Below are 17,674 nucleotides of genomic sequence, written 5' to 3'. Positions count from 1 at the left end.
GAGGGGCCCTGGTTGCGCTCGCGATATCGGAGTTGGGGTCTCCAGGGAGGATCGCGGCCATGGGGCGTTGGGTTGAGACGGCTCTATCGCCGAAGCCCAGCATTGCCGGCACCCGAGGCAATGTTGGGCTTCGCTGTGCTCAACCCAACCTACGTGGCTGTGGTTTCGCCTCAGCGGCGTCGCGCGAGCCCTAACGTCCCAGCTTGCGCAATTCGTCCGACTCCACCACCCGTACCCCTTTGCCTTCTTCCAGGGCCAGGCGCCAGAGCGCGCGGGCGAGGACCGTGGCTTCGATGCCGTGCCATTTGCCCGGTAGCCATTGCGACAGCGGCGCGGCGAGGCGTTCGCCCAGCCGCTCTTCCTGGCGCTGACCGATCAGCAGGGAGGGCCGCGCCAGGGTCAATTGTGTCCAGCCTTGGCTACGCAAGGCTTCTTCCAGCTCACCCTTGACCTTGTTGTAGAAGATCGAGGACTGCGGATCGGCACCGATGGCGCTGACTACCACGTAGTGGCGGGCACCCAGTTCCAGGGCACGTTGGCCCACCGCCAATGGCAGGCCGAAGTCCACTGCGCGAAAGGCCGCTTCGGACCCCGCCTGCTTCAGGGTCGTGCCCAGGCAGCAGAAGGCTACGTCCAGCGGGCCCTGCAGCGTGGGTAGCAGGCTGTTGAGGTCGCCGACCGGATTGTCCAGGCGAGCGTGTTCCGCCAGCGGGCGGCGCGTCGGTGCCAGTACTCGCGGTACCGTCGGCTCGTTGAGAAGGCGATCGAGCAGGTGTTCACCGGTCAGGCCAGTGGCGCCGGCGATGAGGGCATGCTGGGGCGTCAGGTACACGGGGCTCTCCTAGGTAGCGGCGGCCGCTCATGCCGAATTGGACCGCAGGCGTTCCGGTTGTTCGTCAGGGTCACTGGCAAGAGTGGCACTCAGCGACTCGCGCGCCAGGCGCGCCATTTCTGTAGCACGGCGGGTGGGGCCCAGATCTGGGGCTCGGAAGGATCGAAACCCTCGGCCTTCTCGCGTACGGCGACGGTTTCGCGGGCGCGCTGGAAGGCCAGCTCGGGATCGTCGGTGTGCTGGAAGGCTTCGCCGAACAGGGCGCGGCCGAAATAGGTGAAGTCGGCTTCGTCGGTACAGCCGAAGGACGTGCGATCAGCCTTGGAAGCGGTGATCACCATGGTGTGGTCGTCCTGCAGTTGCGGGATGAAGCCGCCACTGTAGCAACTGGAGATGATGATCACCTTGTCCCGTCCGCGCAGGGGCGCGAGCAGGCGCCCGAGTTCCGCGGCCGGCAGGCTGGAGAGATCCAGTCCGGGTTGGTCGAGGACCAATTGGTGGTCCGCCGAGCCGTGGCTGGTCAGGTAGAGGACGATGAGGTCTTCCGGACCGGTGCGCTGAGCCAGGGTCTGGATGCTCTGGTAGAGATTCTCGCGGGTGGCCAGTGGATGATCGCTGCGGAAGTTCTTGGCGTTGATCAGGCGAATGACGTCGCGCGCGCCCCAGGTAGTGGTCATGAAGTTGGCGACGTAATTGGCTTCGCGCTGGAACACGCCCTGGTTGCCATCGCCGGCCAGGACCAGGCCGTAGAGTTCGGGGGCGGGTGTGGAGGCCGGGACCTGTTGCAGTTCCTGGTCCAGCACCTTGCCTTCATCGAGCAGGGTGAGTTCCAGGGGATCGGCGATGTACTGGCCCTGGTCGTCGCGGATGCGCTTGCCGCCTTCCCAGAGACCCCGCTCCACCTGGCCGTCGGCGCGGGTCAGCACGCCCATGCCGGCATAGACGCCATCGGCGAAATTGCCGCGGTAGACGCTGCCATCGCTGTTGGTGAGCACGCCCGGGCCGTCGAATTTCCAGTTACGGAAGCCGCCGTGGTACTGGCTGCCGTCTTCGCCGACGAATTCACCGTTGCCGGTCAGCTCGCCAGCGGAGAAACGGCCACGCCAGAGATCGCCACCAGCGCTGCGATAGACGCCGGCCCCCTCGAACTGGTCGTCGACGAATTCGCCGTCGTAGCGATCGCCACCCGGTTCCTGCCATTGACCGACACCATTGAGGTGGCCGTCGTTGAAGGTGCCGATGGTCTGGGTGCCGTCGCTGTCGAGTTTGGAGCCCTGGCCCTGCATGCGACCGTTGACGAAGCTGCCGTGATATTCCCAGCCGCTACTGCTGATCAGATTGCCCTGGCCATGATAGAGGCCGCGGCGGAAGGTACCCTGGTAGTAGGTGCCGTCGGCGAATTGCTGTTCGCCAGGGCCCTCGGCCAGGCCGTCCTTGAAGCGGCCCTTGAGCCAGTTGCCGTTGGGCCATTCGATGCGACCACTGCCGTTGAGCAGGCCGCTGACGATCTCGCCGGTATAGATCCCGCCGTCGGGCAGCCTCACGGTGCTCACGTTGGGCGCCGCCTGGATGGCACAGGCCACCAGCAGGAGAGCGGCGAAGGCGAGACGGAGCAGGAGGGCGCGCATAGGTGGAGTCCGGCAGGCGCTTTAACGCGCCTCGAGCCGGACCAGATGACGCTCCAGCGTCGCGGAGTAGGGTTCCAGAAGGCGCTCCACGCAGCTGGCACCGGCCGGGCTGGCGATGGTGCGGATACGGGCGCGCTTACGCAGCAGTTCGTCCTCGGCGATGCTCTGCTCGACCAGCAGCAGATTGCGACTGTGGCGGCTCAGCGCCTGGGCATTGCGTACGGTGGTGTTGTCCAGCAATTGGGCAAGCTCCAGGCCAGCGAGTCGTTCGCCTTGGGTCAGACCCAGCTGCAGCTGCAGGGTTGCACCGCTGCCGACCACTTCCACCTGCAGGGCGTGACCCAGGGCACGCATGATCTCGCCGCAGCAGAGGGCGCGGGTCAGGTAGTCGTCGTCATCGCTGCGCTCGTGGAAGAGGATCAGGCTACCGCCGTCCTTGAGGGTGTGCAATTCCCCGTCGTAGAGCTCGGTAGCCTGTTGCAGACAGTCGCGATAGCGTTCGAGCAACTGTTCGAGGCGACTGCGCGGCAGCCGGCTGAGCTGGTCCTGAGCGCCGAGCTGGATGGCCAATACGGCGGAGGTGACGATGTCGGGCTCGGTGGGTACCGCCGGAGCCGGAGTGGCCGGCGGTTCGGTGAAGGAGTCGGGGACCAGGTCGGCGAAGGCATCGGCGTCCAACTCGTCGCTCTCCGGCTGCGCCGGCGCTGCCGGTTTGCGGGCGGCCGGCTTGGCGCTGGCGGCCTTGCGCGCGGGCGGCGGCTTGACGCTGAGGCCGCCCTGCTCGTCGGCGAAGGGATCGTCGTCTTCGGCGGTTTCCACCTTGGGCGGCTTGGGCGGTACCAGCCGGCTCTGCAGCTGGCGCGCGAGGTCGCCCAGTTCGTCGAGGCGCCCGGCGCCCGGCGCCGGATCGTCGGGATCCCGTAGCCAGACGCGCAGCTCCAGCAGCGGAATGGACAGCTGGCGCCCCAGGCGCAGGCTGAGAATCAGCGTGAGCGCCAGGAGGATGAGGCCGAGCAGGCCCATGTTCTGCAGGCTGATCATCATCGGCTGCTGGAACTGGTTCATGTCCAGCGCCAGGCGGACCTGACCGGCGGTGACGTCCTGGAAGCGGATCGGCGTGCTGTAGATGCCGTCGGTGGCGGTCAGCAGGCCCTGGCTCGGGCGGGTGCCGGATTCGGCCAGTACCCGGTTGTCGGGGCTGTAGACCGCGGCATGGGCGACCAGCGGATTGCGCGCCAGGTTGCTCAGCAGCACGTTGAGGCTGAGGTTGTCGTTGGCCACCAGCAATTCGGCGGCGGAATTGGCGGTCTGGGTCACCAGGCTCTGGCCGACGGCGTCGGCCTGCTGCTGCATGGCATGGCGGAATTGCACGCTCATGATGCCGGCATAGATCACCAGAGCGGCAGCGACCAGGAGCAGACTGTGAGAAACGATGCGCAAGGCCACCGGCACACGACGCTGGCGCAGGGCTCGGTAGATCAGCAGGAAGAAATTATCGGGCTTGACGGTCGCGGGGCGGGTCACAGAAATCGTTTCTTTGGATAAAAAGTGTGCGGCAAGTATAACCAGCGGGTCGGGGTGCGAAAACGGCGAATGCGGGTCCTCGCCCGCAAAAGAGGCCGGCGGTGGACTCCCGCCGCCAGCCGGCGGCCACGGCTCGGCACCGCTCGAGCGAAAAGGTAGACTGCGCGCTTTTCGTCAAGGGGATCGCCATGCAAGACGTTATCGGACTCCAGGCCATGGGCAGGCTGCCCGCCGGCGGACTGGCGGCCCTCCAGCAGACCCTGGCGGCGGTCGGCGCCCGCCTGGAAGCCCTGCAGCAGCGCGGCCTGGGCGCGGAGACGAGTCTGACCTTGCTGGTTAGCCCAGCCACCGCCGGTGAGCCCCTGGCCGCGGCGCTGCAGGCGTTGGGCTGGCAGGTCGCACCCCTGGTGCAGCCGACGGCGGAACCTGGCCAGCCGCACGTGCTGACGTTGATGGGCCGCTGCCTGGCGGACCTGCCGCTGGCGCCCGTGGCTGAGCTCTGTGCCCAACAGGGCTTGACCATCCAGGCCGTGCGCACCCTGAGCGAGCCGGGCGCCACCGAGCGTGCCGCACTGGAATTGAGTGTCAGCGGCGAGCCGCGTGACGCCGAGGCGTTTCGCGCGGCGCTGCTGGCCCTGGCCCAGGAGGGCCGGGCCGATCTCGGCTGGCAGCCCGACGATCTGCAGCGCCAGCATCGTCGGCTGGCGGTGTTCGACATGGACAGCACCCTGATCCAGGCGGAGGTCATCGACGAGTTGGCCAAGGCGGCCGGCATCGGCGAGCGGGTGGCGGCCATCACCGAGCGCGCCATGCGCGGCGAAATCGACTTCCGCGCCAGTTTCACCGAGCGCATGGCGCTGCTGCAGGGGCTGTCGGAAGACGTCCTCGCGGATATCGGTGCCCAGCTGCGCCTGACCGAGGGCGCCGAGCGGCTGTTCGCCGAATTGAAGCGCCTGGGCTACAAGACCGCCATCCTCTCCGGCGGCTTCACCTATTTCGCCCGTCAGGTACAGGCGCGGCTGGGCATCGACTACGTCTATGCCAACGAACTGGAGATCGTCGAGGGCAAGGTGACCGGCCGGGCCGTGGAGCCTATCGTCGATGCCCAGCGCAAGGCGGACCTGCTGCGCGAGCTGGCCAGCCGCGAAGGCCTGGAGCTCGACCAGACCATCGCCGTGGGTGACGGTGCCAATGACCTGCCGATGTTGGCCCTGGCCGGGCTGGGCGTGGCCTTCCGCGCCAAACCGCTGGTACGTCAGTCGGCCCGGCAGTCGGTGAGCGTGCTGGGGCTGGACGGGGTGCTCTACCTGTTGGGCGTGGAAGATCGCCACACCCTGGGTTGAGCGGCTAGCGCGGCCAGCCAAGGCGGCCGCATCGGCTAGGTCTGAGGCGTAGCGTGGAAAACGGCGCAGCCTTTTCCACTGTGAGCTTCTGTGCCAGGCGCCCCTCACCCCAACCCTCTCCCGAGGGGAGAGGGGCTATCCGGGCAGGCGCTCATCCCATCAGCTTTAGCCAGATCGCGATCCGGCAGTTGCTCCGATAGTCAGGTGGGGTCGCCGTATCGCCGCTATTCGGCTTGGAATTCGTAGTCCATCGCCTGGCTGGGCTCCTGCAGGTAGTAGCCCTGGATGAAGTGCACCCCGACTTGCCACAGCTGCGCCAGGACACTGGCGCTTTCGACGAAGGGGGCGATGGTCAGGACGTTCTGCTCGCTCAGCTCGGCGACCAGGGCCTTGAGGCGGGCCTGGGATTCGGGCTGCGCCAGATCCTTGATCAGCGTGTTGGACAGCTTGACGTAGTCCGGTACCGCCAGGCGTAGCGCCGCCAGCGGCTGCTCGCTGCCGGCGAAACCGCTGAAGGTGATCTGGTGGCCTTGGCGGCGCAGGCGCTGGACCATGGCCAGGGCTTGTTCCGGATTGGCCAGCACCTCTTCCTCGGCCAATTGGAAGATCACCGCCTCGGCCTCCAGGCCCTGGGTCTGCAAGGTCTTGTCCAGCCAGGGCAGCAGCTCCAGATCGCCCAGCGTTGCGCCGGATAGGTGGACGAAGATGCGCGTACCGTGGCCACGGGCGCGGTGTTCGCCCAACTGACGTACGGCCTGGTGGATCACCCAGCGATCGATCTGGCCGCTCAGGCCGCTGTCGCGGGCGGTACGGGCGAATTCGTTCGGTGAGACTTCCTCGCCTTGCGGATTGATCAGCCGCAACAGCACCTCGTAATACTCGTAGCTGCTACCGCGCAGGCCGATCACCGGCTGGAACAGCAGGCGGAAACCGTTCTGCTGCAAGGCCTGCTTGACCATGGCGACAAGGTTGCCACGGTTGGCGGCGGCGGCCAGTTCTTCCGCGGGATCGTAGCGCTTGCTGGCGTTACCGCCGCGCTGGGCGACCTGGCGTGCGGAGCGGTGGGCGCGGTCCACCAGATCGCCAGCGCTCTTGGCGTGGCTGTCCAGCGCGACCACGCCGATGGAATAGCTGACGACCAGAGCATGTCCCGCGACTCTCAGCGCCTGGCGTTCCTGGCGGCCGAGCAGCCGCTCGAAGGCGTTGTCCAGGGTCGCGTCGGCCGGTTGAGGCAGCAGGACGGCGAAGGCGTCGTCGGCGAAGCGTGCCAGGGTCACCAGGGTGCCGAAATGCTCGCGCAGGCGCTCCGCCAGGGTCACCAGCAGTTCATCCATGGCGCCGATACCGAGTTCCGCCAGCAGCGCCGGATAACGGTCTATGGTCAGGTAGGCGAAGCTGGCCGGAGTCCCGAGTCGAGCGCTTTCCAGGGCCTCTTCGAGCAGTTCGAGCATGCGGCCCCGATTGATCAAGCCGGTCAGGGTGTCCTGGAAGCGCATCTCGCGCAGCTGTTCCTCGAAGGAGGCATCGATGACGCGCTCCTCGCGTACTTGCAGCTGTACGCAAGGCTCGTCGAGGTAGATCGCCGGGGTCAGGCGCAGCTGGACCGCCAGCAGGCTGCCATCGTGACGGACACACTGGCAGTTCAATTCCCGGGCATTGGGATCGTCGCGCAATTGGCGGAAGGCATCGCGCAACGCCGGCTGGTCGGCTGTGGCGATGAGGTCCATCAGCGGGGTGATTTCCAAGTCGTCCACTGAAGGGTAGCCGAGCAGCTCCACATAGGCCGAGTTGACATGGATGTGCATGCCGTCGTGCACGTAGGCGACCGCATCCACCGCATTGGCCAGCAGCAGCTGGCAGCGCTGTTCCGCCTCGGCCAGCGCCTGTGCCAGACGGCGACATTCCTGGCGCTCGGCCTGGTTGCCCAGTTCGCGCAGACAGGCCAGCAGCAGGTGTTCGTCGTTGTCGCTGGCGATGGCATCCCGCGCACCCTGGCGCAGGGCGTTCACCACTGCGTCGGGATCGGCGGGCGGCACGCGCTGGATCGCGGCGAGGTGGGGGGCCCGCATGCGCAGACGCTTCAGGGCGGCCTCGGTGTCAAAATCTTCGGCCGCGGGCGCGAGGATGACGAGGTCCCAATTCTGGCTCAGGAGTTCATCGAGTCCGGCAGGATCAGCGAGGCGGTGGGCCCGCGCTGCGCGACCGGCATTGCGGAAGAGGCTGACCAGGCGTTCCGCCTCGTTCTGCGATGTTTCGAGCAGCAACAGACGGATCGCACTGTATTCGGCAGCCATGGTCTACTCGCACCTTGGCGATAACGACAATCCACTGAAGCTACAGAGACTTCCACAGGGAGTCAAAGTCTTCCTCCTGGCGTCCGCCGCTGCTGCCGGACGGCGAACCGGCCTGTTGCGCGCTGGCCTGCTCCAGCAGGTGATATTCGAAGACGCTGAAACTCACGGTCATGCTGCGGCGCCGATCCAGCATGCCGCGTTGCTCGACGCCCTGCTGATTGATCTGCACCTTGCTGCCTTCCTGGAAGGGCAGGCGTGGGGCGATCAGTGTCGGCGCCTGGTCGATGGCCTTGATCTCGGGCAGCAGCAGGGCGCGCAGGTATTGGCTGTTCTGCTCCGCTTTGCGCAGCAGTTGCAAGCCGCAGGGACGCGCCGTGGGGGCCAGCAATTCGACCCCCATATGAGTGCCGCTACCGGGTACCTGACGTACCCAGCGCACCACGGCGGGGCCCCAGTTGTGATCCTCGGGCAGTTGAACGCCGAGCAGTTCGCCCGCTTGCAACTGTTCGGGGACCTCGCCGCTCCAGCTCAGGCAATAGCCGCCCGGGCTGTGGTTGACCACCTGCACCGAGTGGATCGGGAAGGCGGGGCTGGCGGAATCGCTCTCGCCCGGCAGGACGTCGTAATGGATTTCCTCCAGCGCGCCGGCATCCCACTCCAGGGAGTCCGAGGTGCGGGTATCGGCATCGAAGGCGAGCGACCAGACATCTTCCTTGGGCTTGGGCGCGAAGGATTCTTGGACCCTGGGTGCCGCCTGCTGCAGGGTGTCGGCGAAGACCTGGCCGCCCGCGAGCTGATAGTGCAGGGCGCTCATGCCGATGCAGACTTGCACCTGGCCGTGACCGGGCATGCGCTGGAAGGCGCGATCCGCTTCCTGGCCCCAGGCACCGACCAGATGCTGGAGCAGGTCGAGGGACAGGTCGCCATGCACCGGCAAGCGGGCACGGGGCCGCTGCTCCGGGGCCAGGGCCAGATAATCTTCGATGGCCTGGACCAGCAACTGGGGTGCCAGACCCAGCAGGCCGTTGAGGTTGGCTTCGCGCAGCAGTGAGCGATAGCGCGGCGGCGCATCGATCTGGGGCGCCACCACCATCAGGGTGCCATTCTGCTCCGGCCCCTGCAGGCGAACCAGGCCGGCCCAGTCGTCCAGGTGCAGGGTCAGTTGGGCGATGTGGCTCTGGCGCAGTTGATTGCAGCGAGCCGCGCCGAACAGCAGGGCGGCACTGTAGGCCTGGGTGATGGTCTGGCTGCCGTCACCGGGCAGTAGCTCGTCACGGATCTTCTGGGTGTGCAGGCCGCTGGTGACGGCGAGGCGATAGAGCTGATGCAGCTCCAGCCACAGATTGTCGTGCACAGGCGTATAGAGTTGCGCGGCCCTTATCAGCGGGCCGAACAGGGCGCGTAGCGCGCGCTGAATAGCGGTAGCCAGCAGGGTGCTGCGTTCGCCGCGCTCGCTTTCCTCGACCACGATCAGCTTGTAGCCGGCAGCCAGCAGATTCTGCAGGGCCTGACAGAGGTTGGCGACCTTGCGCGAGCGCTCGTCGAGCACGATGGCCTGGTTGAGCACATGGCGCTCGAGTTGCTGGCAGACGCGCTGCACGTCCGGGCGCAGCGCTTCGAGCAGGCGCAGGCGTGCTTCTGGCGCAAGGATCAGACGATTGAGTTCAAGCAGGCCTTGATAGAGCAGTCGAGCGAATTCGCCTAGCTTGGCGCGTGGCAACTGGTCCAGCCAGCGCTTCAGGCCAGCGGGCGTGGCGTCACAGAACGTCAGGCTGCGCTGGTCGGGCGTCGGGACCCGCAACATGAGCTGAGGTCTTTTGCTATCCATTCGCCGCTCGCACTCCTTTCTCGATGGGCAATGAAACGCGCATCTAGACGAGAGGCCCAGGCTCGGAAACGGGGGTCGATGCGGTGGGCGCGGCTGGCACGCCGAGCAGTTGCCCCATGTTGACGGTGGATAGGGCGCCGAGTTCAGCGGACCAGTTCACCGCTTCGGGGCCGAACAGGACGATGGCGGTGGAGCCCAGCTTGAAGCGGCCCAGCTCATCCCCGGTACGCAACTCGATGGGCGCACGGGCCGCTTCGTCGTAGGCGAAGGTCTTGAGTTCACGCTTGGGTGGCGTGACCAGGCCGGCCCAGACCGTCTCGATGCTGGCGACGATCATGGCGCCGACCAGGATGACCGCCATGGGGCCCACGGCGGTGTCGAAGATGCAGACTACCCGTTCGTTACGGGCGAACAGCTCGGGTACGTTCTCGGCGGTGAGCTGGTTGACCGAGAAGATGCGCCCGGGCACGTAGATCATTTCCTTGAGGGTGCCGGTGAGCGGCATGTGTACCCGGTGATAGTCCTTGGGCGACAGGTAGATGGTGGCGAAGCTGCCGCCCATGAAGGGCGCGGCGCGCAGGCCGTCGCCGCCGAGCAATTCCAGCAGGCTGTAGCTGTGGCCCTTGGCCTGGAAGATGCGACCGTGCTCGATGCGCCCGAGCTGGCTGATGGCCCCATCGCTGGGGCTGACCACCACACCGGGGTCGGCCGGCAACGGCCGGGCATCGGCCTTGAGGGCGCGGGTGAAGAAGGCATTGAAGTTTTCGTAGGCGGTGGGCTCTTCCACCAGCGCCTGGCGCATGTCCACGTCGTAGTGGCGCACGAACCAGCGGATCAGCCGGTTCTTGAACCAGGGGGCGTGGCACTCGGCGAAGCCGCCGATCACCCGCGACAGCAGGTGATGGGGCAGCAGGTGCTGGGCCAGGATGAACAGTCGATCTTGCACTTTCATAACGTGTCCTTGGCAATCATTCGATGGGCGTGTCGGGGTGATTGCCCCATTCGCCCCAGGAGCCGGCATAGGCTTTCACACGCGGGTAGCCCAAGGCCTTGGCCGCAAGATAGGTGAAGCCGGATCGGTGGTGGGTCTGGCAGTGGGTGACGATTTCCTTGTCCCGGGTGATACCCAGGCGTTCGAGTTCGGCGGCCAGGTCCGCGCGGATGCGCAGTTGGCGCTCGCGATCCATGCCGGCCGTCCATTCGAAGTTGATCGCCCCGGGGATGTGACCGCCGCGGGCGGTCAGTACCTTTTCGCCACGGTATTCATCGGCGCCGCGGGCGTCCCAGATCGCCAGGTCCTCGGCGCCCAGCCGGCTCTGCAGGTAGGCGCGGGTGGCGGTGGGCTCGTCGTGCAGGGTCAGGGCAATGGGGGCGCCTACTGGTGCGGGCGTATCGGTCTCGAGTGGCAGGCCGGCGGCGATCCAGCCCTGGCGCCCGCCATTGAGGTAGTGATAGTTGGCGTGGCCGATGACGTCCAGCAGCCAGATGAAGCGACCGGCCCAGCCGCCGCCCTCGTCGTCATAGACCACGTAGACGGCCTCGGGACGCTGACCCAGTTCGCCGAACAGCTGCTCCAGGTCCGCCTGGGCGGGTAGCAGGCCGGGAGCCGGTTTGCTCCCCAATTGGGTGCGGGCGGGCGCGACGTGACGGGCGCCGGGTAGATGCCCCTCGGCATAGTGGGCGGCACTGCTGAGGTCCACCAGGATCAACTCGGGCGCGTCCAGACGCGCCGCGAGGTCGGCAGGTTCGATCACCAGAGGCAGGGCGGAAAAGGGCATTGCGGATTTCCCGTCGGTCCGAAGAGGATCAAGTGTACCGAGGTTAATAGCCAGACGTCAGGTCGGCCGTGCGCGGGGACGATTGGCGAAGGTGCCGATGGCCCGCTCGATGCAGGTGAAGGTCTTGTCCAGGGCCGCGATGCGGCGGGGGTCGACCGGTTCCAGTTCGCTATCCAGTACGGCCAGCAGTACCACCCGCTCCCCGAAGCCGAGGCTGCGCAGCCAGAGGCATTCGTTGGCGAACAGTCGCTGTAGATCCTTGGGGAGGTGCGGCGCGAAGCGCGCCCGGTTGGTCGCGTCGATGCGTAGTTGACCAGGGCTACTGAACAGCTTGGCCAACAGCGGCTGGCTGGCGATCTCCAGTTGCAGGCCGGAAGCCTCGTCGAGACCGTGGTGCAGTTGGACGTTGCCCTTTTGGCCGTTGCGGTCGGGTGTGAGCAAGAGCAGGCGTGGCAGACCACAGGCCACCAGGGCTTGGCGCGCGCAGTCGAACAGCTGGGGCAGGGTGGCGAAGGCACTGGGGGTGTGTAGCATCTGCTCGCACAGGCCGCGCCAACGCTGTGCCTGGCTCTCGGCCGCGACCTGTACCTTGGGCACCGGGCGTAGACGCCGCTCGCCCGGCGGCCAGAGCAGACCTTCGGCAGGGTGCCAGAGGCCGGGGCGGGCGTGACGCTGGGCGTCCTGCACCGCCAGTTCATGGCTGCGACTCTGTACCCGCGCCAGCGGCAATTGCAGATAGAGGGCGCTGAAGCGCTGCCAGCGCAGGGTATGGGGGCCGTCCCAGGCATGGTGACTGGCCAGGGCCAGACCATTGGCCAGCAGGATGGTGTTGCCCGGGTGGGTCAGCCAACGTCGTAGGTCGGGATCTTCGTCGAGGCGGTGTTGTTGTTCGAGCGGATCTTCGGCGTGGGCGATGTGCAGCGCCTTGACCAATTGCCGGCGATCCTGATCCAGCAGGCGATAGCCCTCCACTATCCATTCTGGCAATTGCCACTGGCGCGCCAGGGCTTCGCACAGACGCACCGCCGATACGCCCAGCAACTCGCGCTCGACGGTGATCGCCGGCTCGCCCTCACCCAGCACCCGGCGTTCCCATTCCTCGAACAGCTCCGGATAGCGGGTGACCAGCGGCCAGAGCGGCGCCAGGAAGAGCAGGGCGGCCAGGCGAATGTCCGGCCACAGTCGCGCCAGAGGCACGCCGAACAGGCCCAGGCCCAGGGTCATGGCGTGCTGGCTGACCAGACACAGCTGGCGTAGCGGCAGCGGCAGGCGCTCCTCGGGCAGGGTGGGTTGGCGCGCGACCACATATTCCGCCGGGCCGAGACCGACGCGGCCGAGCACGGCCTCGAGGCTGGCCGCGGGATCGCCGAGGCTGGAGTGCCCCCGATTGGCCTCGCGCAAGAGCGCCAAGGCCAGCGGAGGTGACTCGCAGAGCCGCTCGGCGATCTCATGCAAGGCCAACCGTCCGTCGGCTAGACTGCGCCTCAGTCGCTCTTGGGTGGCAGTCGCGACAGGTAGACGCACACCCTCCAGGAGCTTGACCCATTCCTCTAGGTTGTTCGGGCGGCTGGACATACGACGGGCTGCCTTGAAATGTGATGAAAGGCCTTCAGTCCCGGACACCAGGTCCGATAAAGGGGGCGTGAAGGCTGTATCCCCCGGTTTACTTTCCTCTAGCGCACACAGTATTCCCAACCATGGCAAAAATCATCGGCATCATCGTGATATTCGCGGCTGTCCTCGGCGGCTACATCCTCGCGCATGGCAAGATCGCCGCGATCATCCAGCCGCTCGAGGTGCTGATCATCGGCGGCGCGGCGTTGGGCGCTTTCTTGCAAGCCAACCCGGGCAGCACCTTCATGCAGGTGTTCAAGAAGTCGCTGAAGATGTTCGGCAATCGCTTCACCCATGCGTTCTACATGGACGTGCTCAAGCTGCTCTACGAGATCCTCAACAAGAGTCGCCGCGAGGGCATGATGTCCATCGAAGCGGACGTGGAGGATCCCAAGGCCAGCCCGATCTTCAGCAAGTATCCGAACATCATCAAAGACGAGCAGATGACCGCCTACATCGCCGATTACTTGCGGCTGATGTCGTCTGGCAACATGGCGCCCCACGAGCTGGAAGGCCTGTTCGACATGGAGCTGGCCGGTATCAAGGAAGAGCTGGAGCACCCCTCCCATGCCGTGTCGCGGGTCGCTGACGGCCTGCCCGGCTTCGGCATCGTCGCCGCGGTACTGGGTATCGTGATCACCATGGGCATGCTCGGCGAGGGCGACCAGGCGGCCATCGGCGGCCACGTCGGCGCCGCCCTGGTGGGGACCTTCCTCGGTATTCTCGCGGCCTATGGCTTCTTCGGTCCGCTGGCGACCTGCCTCGAGCACGATGCCAAGGAAGAGCTCAACGTACTGGAGGCCATCAAGGCCTGCCTGGTGGCCGCCGCCAGCGGCATGCCGCCCACCGTCGCCGTGGAGTTCGGCCGCAAGGTGCTGTTCCCGGCGCATCGTCCCTCCTTCAGTGAACTCGAGCAGGCGATGCGGGGCAGCTGATGGACAACAACCAGCCGATCATCGTCAAGCGCGTCAAGAAGAGCGCCGCCGGTCACCACGGCGGCGCCTGGAAGATCGCTTTCGCCGACTTCGCGACCGCCATGATGGCGTTCTTCCTGGTGCTCTGGCTGATGTCCTCGGCCACGCCGGAGCAGAAGAAGGCCATCGCCGGCTACTTCCAGGATCCGATCGGCTTTACCGAAAGCGCCAGTCCCTACGTCATCGACCTGGGCGGCACCCCGACGCCCGCCCCTGACCGGACCCTGAATCCCGAGATCCAGGCACAACCGGACTCGACCCAGAACAAGGTCAATCCGGACATGCAGGAGCGCGCCGATCCCAACGAGTCCAACCGGGTGCAGCCCGATCCGACCCAGTCCCCGGATACCTCGCCGGATCGCCAGCCGAATGCGGCGGCGCAGAAGGATCAGAGCAAGGACCAGAAGATGGATGCCAGCCAGGCGGAGAAGATCGCCGAGCAGGTCGAGAAACAGCGTCTGGAGTTGCTGCTGCAGGAGTTGCAGAACAAGATCAACGAGAATCCGGAACTGCAGAAGTTCAAGGACCAGATCCTGATGGAGATTACCCAGGACGGCCTGCGCATCCAGATCGTCGATGCCGACAACCGGTCGATGTTCGACTCCGGCAGTCCGCGGCTGAAGCCCTATTTCGAGGACATCCTGCTGGCCATGGCCGATACCATTCGCCAGGTGCCGAACAAGATCAGCATCAGTGGCCATACCGATGCTGCGCGCTACGTCGGCAAGGGTGACTTCAGCAACTGGGAGTTGTCCGCCGGTCGGGCCAACTCGGCGCGGCGCGCCCTGGAGGCTGGTGGTTATCCGGACGACCAGGTGGCCCGGATCGTCGGCTATGCGGCTTCGGCACCCTTCGACCGCGAGCATCCGCTCAACCCGGTCAACCGCCGCATCGACATCATCGTGCTGACCAAGAAGGCCCAGCAGGCCATCGAGGGTCGCAACGGTAACAAGGGCTCCTCCGCGACGCCGGCCCAGGGTGGACCCGGGGCCAATCGCGGAGGGGTTTCCAGCGGTGGCGTGTCCGCCACCGGCAACCTGGCGCAACCCATCAACAACGCGGCGTTCAAACAGCAGATCAATGCCTTCGATGCGGGCGTGATCCAGAGCAAGCCTTGAGCGGTCACGTCGATAGATAGGAAAATTCGCTGCCAGCGTTCGGTTTTTTCGTCCGTTGGTACACGCCCGTCTCGCTATGCTGTAGGGGTTTCATGATCGATCGGGCACCTTGCCCCCTGGGGCGAGGTCTCTCGATCTTCGACCCTTGCAGGAGCCTTCCGATGAGCAACGCCTTTATCGACACCATCAAGCGCCGTCGCAGCCAGTACGCCCTGGGCAAGAGCCTGCCGCTGGCACAGGACGCCGTCACGGCGCTGATCCAGGACGCGGTCAAGCTGTCGCCCTCCGCCTTCAACTCCCAGAGCTCGCGCGCCGTGATCCTGTTCGGCGCCGAGAGCGAGAAGTTCTGGGGCTTCGTCATGCAGGCCCTGCGGCAGATCGTGCCGGCCGAATCCTTCGCCCCCACCGAGGGCAAGATCAACAGCTTCGCCGCCGGTGCCGGTACCGTGCTGTTCTATGAGGACCGTCACGTCGTTGCCGCGCTGCAGGACCAGTATCCCTCCTACGCCGACAACTTCCCCATCTGGTCGGAACAGGCCAGCGGCATCGCCCAGTTCGCGGTCTGGACGGCCCTGGCCAACGCCGGCATCGGTGCCAGCCTGCAGCACTACAATCCGCTGCCCGACGCCCTGGCCGCCGCCGAGTGGAAGTTGCCGGAGACCTGGCACCTGCGCGCGCAGATGCCCTTCGGCTCCAACGAAGGCGACTTCCCGGAGAAGACCTTCATGGACGACGCCGAGCGCTTCCGCGTCTTCGGCTGATGGTCTTGGGCGGATAAAAAACGCCGGGCTTGCCCGGCGTTTTTTTAGTAGCGCGATTCGCCTTCGAGGCTGGCGAGGATATGCCGGTAGCTGGCCATCCGCTGGGGATGGATGTCGCCGCGCTCCAGGGCGGCGAGCAGGGCACAACCGGGCTCGCGTTCATGCTGGCAGTCGCGGAAGCGACAGTGGCCGAGATAGTCGCCGAACTCCTTGAAGCCGGCTTCGACGTCGTCGCGACTGACGTGGCTCAGGCCAAACTCGCGGATGCCGGGCGAGTCGATCAGATCGCCACCATCGGGAAAGTGGAAGAGACGGGCGGTGGTGGTGGTGTGGGTACCCTTTCCGGTCAGCTCGGACAACGGACCGACCCGCGTATCGACCCCAGGCAGCAGGGCATTCACCAGCGACGACTTGCCTACCCCCGACTGGCCGACGAAGACGCTGACATGCTCGTCCAGCGCGCTCTTGAGCTGGTCCATGCTCAGGCCGTTGTGGGCCGAGACCTCCAGCAGCGGATAGTCCAGGCCGCGATAGACACCCAGCAACTCATCCAACCCGGCAGCATTGTGCTCATCGATCAGATCAGCCTTGTTCAGCAGCAGCAGCGGCTGGATGCCGGCGTGTTCGGCCGCCACCAGGTAGCGGTCGATGAGATTGGCGTGGGGCGTGGGTAGCGGGGCGAAGACGATCACCAGGCGGTCGACGTTGGCCGCCACCGGCTTGAGCTGGCCGCGCATGTCCGGGCGGCAGATCTCCGAGCGTCGTGGCAATTGGGCGACGATGACGCCATTGCCCTGGACGCCGGCGCGGAACACCACCTGGTCGCCGGTGACCAGGGTCGGCAGGTTGGCGCGCAGATGGCACCGCTGCAGCCGGCCTTCGCCATCCTCGACCTCCACCTGAACGCCGAAGTGGGCGATCACCTGGCCCTGCTGCTCCGGGCCCAGGTCGCCGCCCTCGAGTTCCTCGATCAGCTTGGATTCGCGCTTGTCCGCGCGGGCGGCGCGTTCGGTCTGGATTTTCTCGATCCGCCAGCTCTGGCGACGGGTCAGGTGGCGTTTGGCCATGGGATGTCCGCGGGTTTCAGGGGCGAGGAGTCTAGCATTGGCCGCCTCTCGCGGATTACCTAAACTTGGCGCACCTCGTCGCTCTGGAGCCGCCATGCTGGCCCATCTCGCCTCGCGTTATCCCCTGCTGCTGGCCGTACTGGTGCAACTCGCCGCCCTGGTGGTCGCCGTCGTTGGTCTGCGGCTGTGGGCCAGCTTCGCCGGCCAGCGGCCTTCCTTGCTGGCGCTGGTCTGTCTGCAGGCGGTACTGGCGGCCCTGCTGGGCGAGCTGCTGGGGCTGGCGCGCTGGTGGGTGTTCATCAATCTGGCGTTCGCCCCGGCGCTCTATCTGGTCAGCGGGCGCGGGCTATCGGCGGGCATCGCCGCACTCGGCTTCCTGTTGCTGCTGTTGCTGAACTGGAACAGCCTGCGCGAGCGGGTACCGCTTTATCTCACCGGTCGCCAGACCCGCGATCGCCTGGCGATGCTGCTCGCCGAGCGGGAGCCGACCTTTCGTTTCGTCGACCTTGGCTGTGGCCTCGGCGATACCCTGGTCGACTTGTCCCGGCGCTTTCCGAGCGCCACCTTCGTTGGCGTGGAGACGGCGCCGCTGAGTTTCGCCCTGGCCTGGCTGCGCTGCCTGCCGCGCCGCAACTGCCAGGTGCGCTACCGCGACCTCTGGCGGATGGAGCTGGGCGAGTTCGAGGTCGTCTACTGCTTCCTCTCGCCGGCGCCCATGCCGCGTCTAGGCGAGAAGGCACGTGCGGAGTTGCGCGCTGGTAGCTGGCTGATCAGCAACACCTTCGAGATTCCCGGCCAGCCGGCCGATGCCGTCCATGAGGTGGGAGACCTACGCGGCAGCCGCCTGCTGCTGTGGCGCCGGTAGGTGCACGACAGGCGCACTGCTACACTGGCGCCCTCATCAAGGAGTTCA

At 66.3% G+C, this 17,674-nt stretch carries 14 protein-coding genes; 5 read left to right on the top strand and 9 right to left on the bottom strand.

Going from position 1 to position 17,674, the window contains the following annotated elements; all coding sequences use genetic code 11:
- Positions 1–190: 190 nt before the first annotated feature.
- The 3 genes from FAZ11_RS18745 to FAZ11_RS18735 form a co-directional block, all read right to left on the bottom strand.
- The gene (locus FAZ11_RS18745; protein ID WP_058760799.1) at positions 191–832 is read right to left on the bottom strand and encodes an oxidoreductase; all 642 of its coding nucleotides are present in this window, start codon (positions 830–832) and stop codon (positions 191–193) included.
- Positions 833–921: 89 nt separating this feature from the next.
- A complete protein-coding gene (locus tag FAZ11_RS18740) occupies positions 922–2,460 on the bottom strand; it encodes a C13 family peptidase (RefSeq protein ID WP_058772871.1) in 1,539 nt (512 codons plus the stop codon).
- Positions 2,461–2,481: 21 nt separating this feature from the next.
- On the bottom strand, positions 2,482–3,984 hold the full coding sequence (locus FAZ11_RS18735) for an AhpA/YtjB family protein (protein ID WP_058772872.1): 1,503 nt from the start codon (positions 3,982–3,984) through the stop codon (positions 2,482–2,484).
- Between the two features lie 188 nt (positions 3,985–4,172).
- Here FAZ11_RS18735 and serB point away from each other — a divergent pair, with 188 nt between their 5' ends.
- On the top strand, positions 4,173–5,327 hold the full coding sequence (gene serB, locus FAZ11_RS18730; protein ID WP_058772889.1) for a phosphoserine phosphatase SerB: 1,155 nt from the start codon (positions 4,173–4,175) through the stop codon (positions 5,325–5,327).
- Positions 5,328–5,551: 224 nt separating this feature from the next.
- On the opposite strand, the gene FAZ11_RS18725 is transcribed toward serB, so the two are convergent.
- The 5 genes from FAZ11_RS18725 to FAZ11_RS18705 all read right to left on the bottom strand — a co-directional run bounded on the left by FAZ11_RS18725 (position 5,552) and on the right by FAZ11_RS18705 (position 12,802).
- On the bottom strand, positions 5,552–7,621 hold the full coding sequence (locus tag FAZ11_RS18725; protein WP_058760796.1) for an EAL domain-containing protein: 2,070 nt from the start codon (positions 7,619–7,621) through the stop codon (positions 5,552–5,554).
- Positions 7,622–7,661: 40 nt separating this feature from the next.
- Positions 7,662–9,425 carry a hypothetical protein gene (locus FAZ11_RS18720; RefSeq protein WP_058760795.1) on the bottom strand — a complete coding sequence of 588 codons (1,764 nt, stop codon included), beginning with the start codon at positions 9,423–9,425 and terminating at the stop codon, positions 7,662–7,664.
- A 67-nt stretch (positions 9,426–9,492) separates the two neighbouring features.
- The gene (asd, locus tag FAZ11_RS18715; RefSeq protein ID WP_058772873.1) at positions 9,493–10,401 is read right to left on the bottom strand and encodes an archaetidylserine decarboxylase; all 909 of its coding nucleotides are present in this window, start codon (positions 10,399–10,401) and stop codon (positions 9,493–9,495) included.
- 16 nt (positions 10,402–10,417) lie between these two features.
- A complete protein-coding gene (locus tag FAZ11_RS18710) occupies positions 10,418–11,227 on the bottom strand; it encodes a rhodanese-like domain-containing protein (protein ID WP_058760793.1) in 810 nt (269 codons plus the stop codon).
- 57 nt (positions 11,228–11,284) lie between these two features.
- Positions 11,285–12,802 (bottom strand): HDOD domain-containing protein, encoded by a 1,518-nt coding sequence (locus tag FAZ11_RS18705; protein WP_058760792.1) that lies wholly within the window; start codon positions 12,800–12,802, stop codon positions 11,285–11,287.
- Between the two features lie 122 nt (positions 12,803–12,924).
- Here FAZ11_RS18705 and motA point away from each other — a divergent pair, with 122 nt between their 5' ends.
- From motA to FAZ11_RS18690, 3 genes are all read left to right on the top strand, one after another.
- A complete protein-coding gene (motA, locus tag FAZ11_RS18700) occupies positions 12,925–13,776 on the top strand; it encodes a flagellar motor stator protein MotA (RefSeq protein WP_058760791.1) in 852 nt (283 codons plus the stop codon).
- On the top strand, positions 13,776–14,933 hold the full coding sequence (locus FAZ11_RS18695) for a flagellar motor protein MotB (protein ID WP_058767675.1): 1,158 nt from the start codon (positions 13,776–13,778) through the stop codon (positions 14,931–14,933). Before motA ends, FAZ11_RS18695 begins: the two co-directional genes overlap by 1 nt.
- Before the next feature lie 161 nt (positions 14,934–15,094).
- Positions 15,095–15,694, top strand: coding sequence for a nitroreductase family protein (locus tag FAZ11_RS18690; RefSeq protein ID WP_058772874.1), 600 nt, complete (start codon positions 15,095–15,097; stop codon positions 15,692–15,694).
- Positions 15,695–15,738: 44 nt separating this feature from the next.
- Here the strand turns inward: FAZ11_RS18690 and rsgA are convergent, their stop codons facing one another.
- The gene (gene rsgA, locus FAZ11_RS18685) at positions 15,739–16,761 is read right to left on the bottom strand and encodes a small ribosomal subunit biogenesis GTPase RsgA (RefSeq protein WP_058760788.1); all 1,023 of its coding nucleotides are present in this window, start codon (positions 16,759–16,761) and stop codon (positions 15,739–15,741) included.
- A gap of 94 nt (positions 16,762–16,855) precedes the next feature.
- On the opposite strand from rsgA, the gene FAZ11_RS18680 reads away from it, so the two are divergent.
- The gene (locus FAZ11_RS18680) at positions 16,856–17,626 is read left to right on the top strand and encodes a class I SAM-dependent methyltransferase (protein WP_058772875.1); all 771 of its coding nucleotides are present in this window, start codon (positions 16,856–16,858) and stop codon (positions 17,624–17,626) included.
- Positions 17,627–17,674 lie beyond the last annotated feature (48 nt).

This window comes from Pseudomonas rhizoryzae (assembly GCF_005250615.1).
Taxonomy (GTDB): domain Bacteria; phylum Pseudomonadota; class Gammaproteobacteria; order Pseudomonadales; family Pseudomonadaceae; genus Chryseomonas; species Chryseomonas rhizoryzae.
This window is presented reverse-complemented; position numbering and strand designations above follow the sequence as displayed.

What these genes read in the sequence shown, in the direction of transcription:
- FAZ11_RS18740 (WP_058772871.1), bottom strand. Translation starts at nt 2,460, where the DNA reads ATGCGCGCCCTCCTGCTCCGTCTCGCCTTCGCCGCTCTCCTGCTGGTG.
- serB (WP_058772889.1), top strand. Translation starts at nt 4,173, where the DNA reads ATGCAAGACGTTATCGGACTCCAGGCCATGGGCAGGCTGCCCGCCGGC.
- FAZ11_RS18725 (WP_058760796.1), bottom strand. Translation starts at nt 7,621, where the DNA reads ATGGCTGCCGAATACAGTGCGATCCGTCTGTTGCTGCTCGAAACATCG.
- FAZ11_RS18720 (WP_058760795.1), bottom strand. Translation starts at nt 9,425, where the DNA reads ATGTTGCGGGTCCCGACGCCCGACCAGCGCAGCCTGACGTTCTGTGAC.
- asd (WP_058772873.1), bottom strand. Translation starts at nt 10,401, where the DNA reads ATGAAAGTGCAAGATCGACTGTTCATCCTGGCCCAGCACCTGCTGCCC.
- FAZ11_RS18710 (WP_058760793.1), bottom strand. Translation starts at nt 11,227, where the DNA reads ATGCCCTTTTCCGCCCTGCCTCTGGTGATCGAACCTGCCGACCTCGCG.
- FAZ11_RS18705 (WP_058760792.1), bottom strand. Translation starts at nt 12,802, where the DNA reads ATGTCCAGCCGCCCGAACAACCTAGAGGAATGGGTCAAGCTCCTGGAG.
- motA (WP_058760791.1), top strand. Translation starts at nt 12,925, where the DNA reads ATGGCAAAAATCATCGGCATCATCGTGATATTCGCGGCTGTCCTCGGC.
- FAZ11_RS18695 (WP_058767675.1), top strand. Translation starts at nt 13,776, where the DNA reads ATGGACAACAACCAGCCGATCATCGTCAAGCGCGTCAAGAAGAGCGCC.
- FAZ11_RS18690 (WP_058772874.1), top strand. Translation starts at nt 15,095, where the DNA reads ATGAGCAACGCCTTTATCGACACCATCAAGCGCCGTCGCAGCCAGTAC.
- rsgA (WP_058760788.1), bottom strand. Translation starts at nt 16,761, where the DNA reads ATGGCCAAACGCCACCTGACCCGTCGCCAGAGCTGGCGGATCGAGAAA.
- FAZ11_RS18680 (WP_058772875.1), top strand. Translation starts at nt 16,856, where the DNA reads ATGCTGGCCCATCTCGCCTCGCGTTATCCCCTGCTGCTGGCCGTACTG.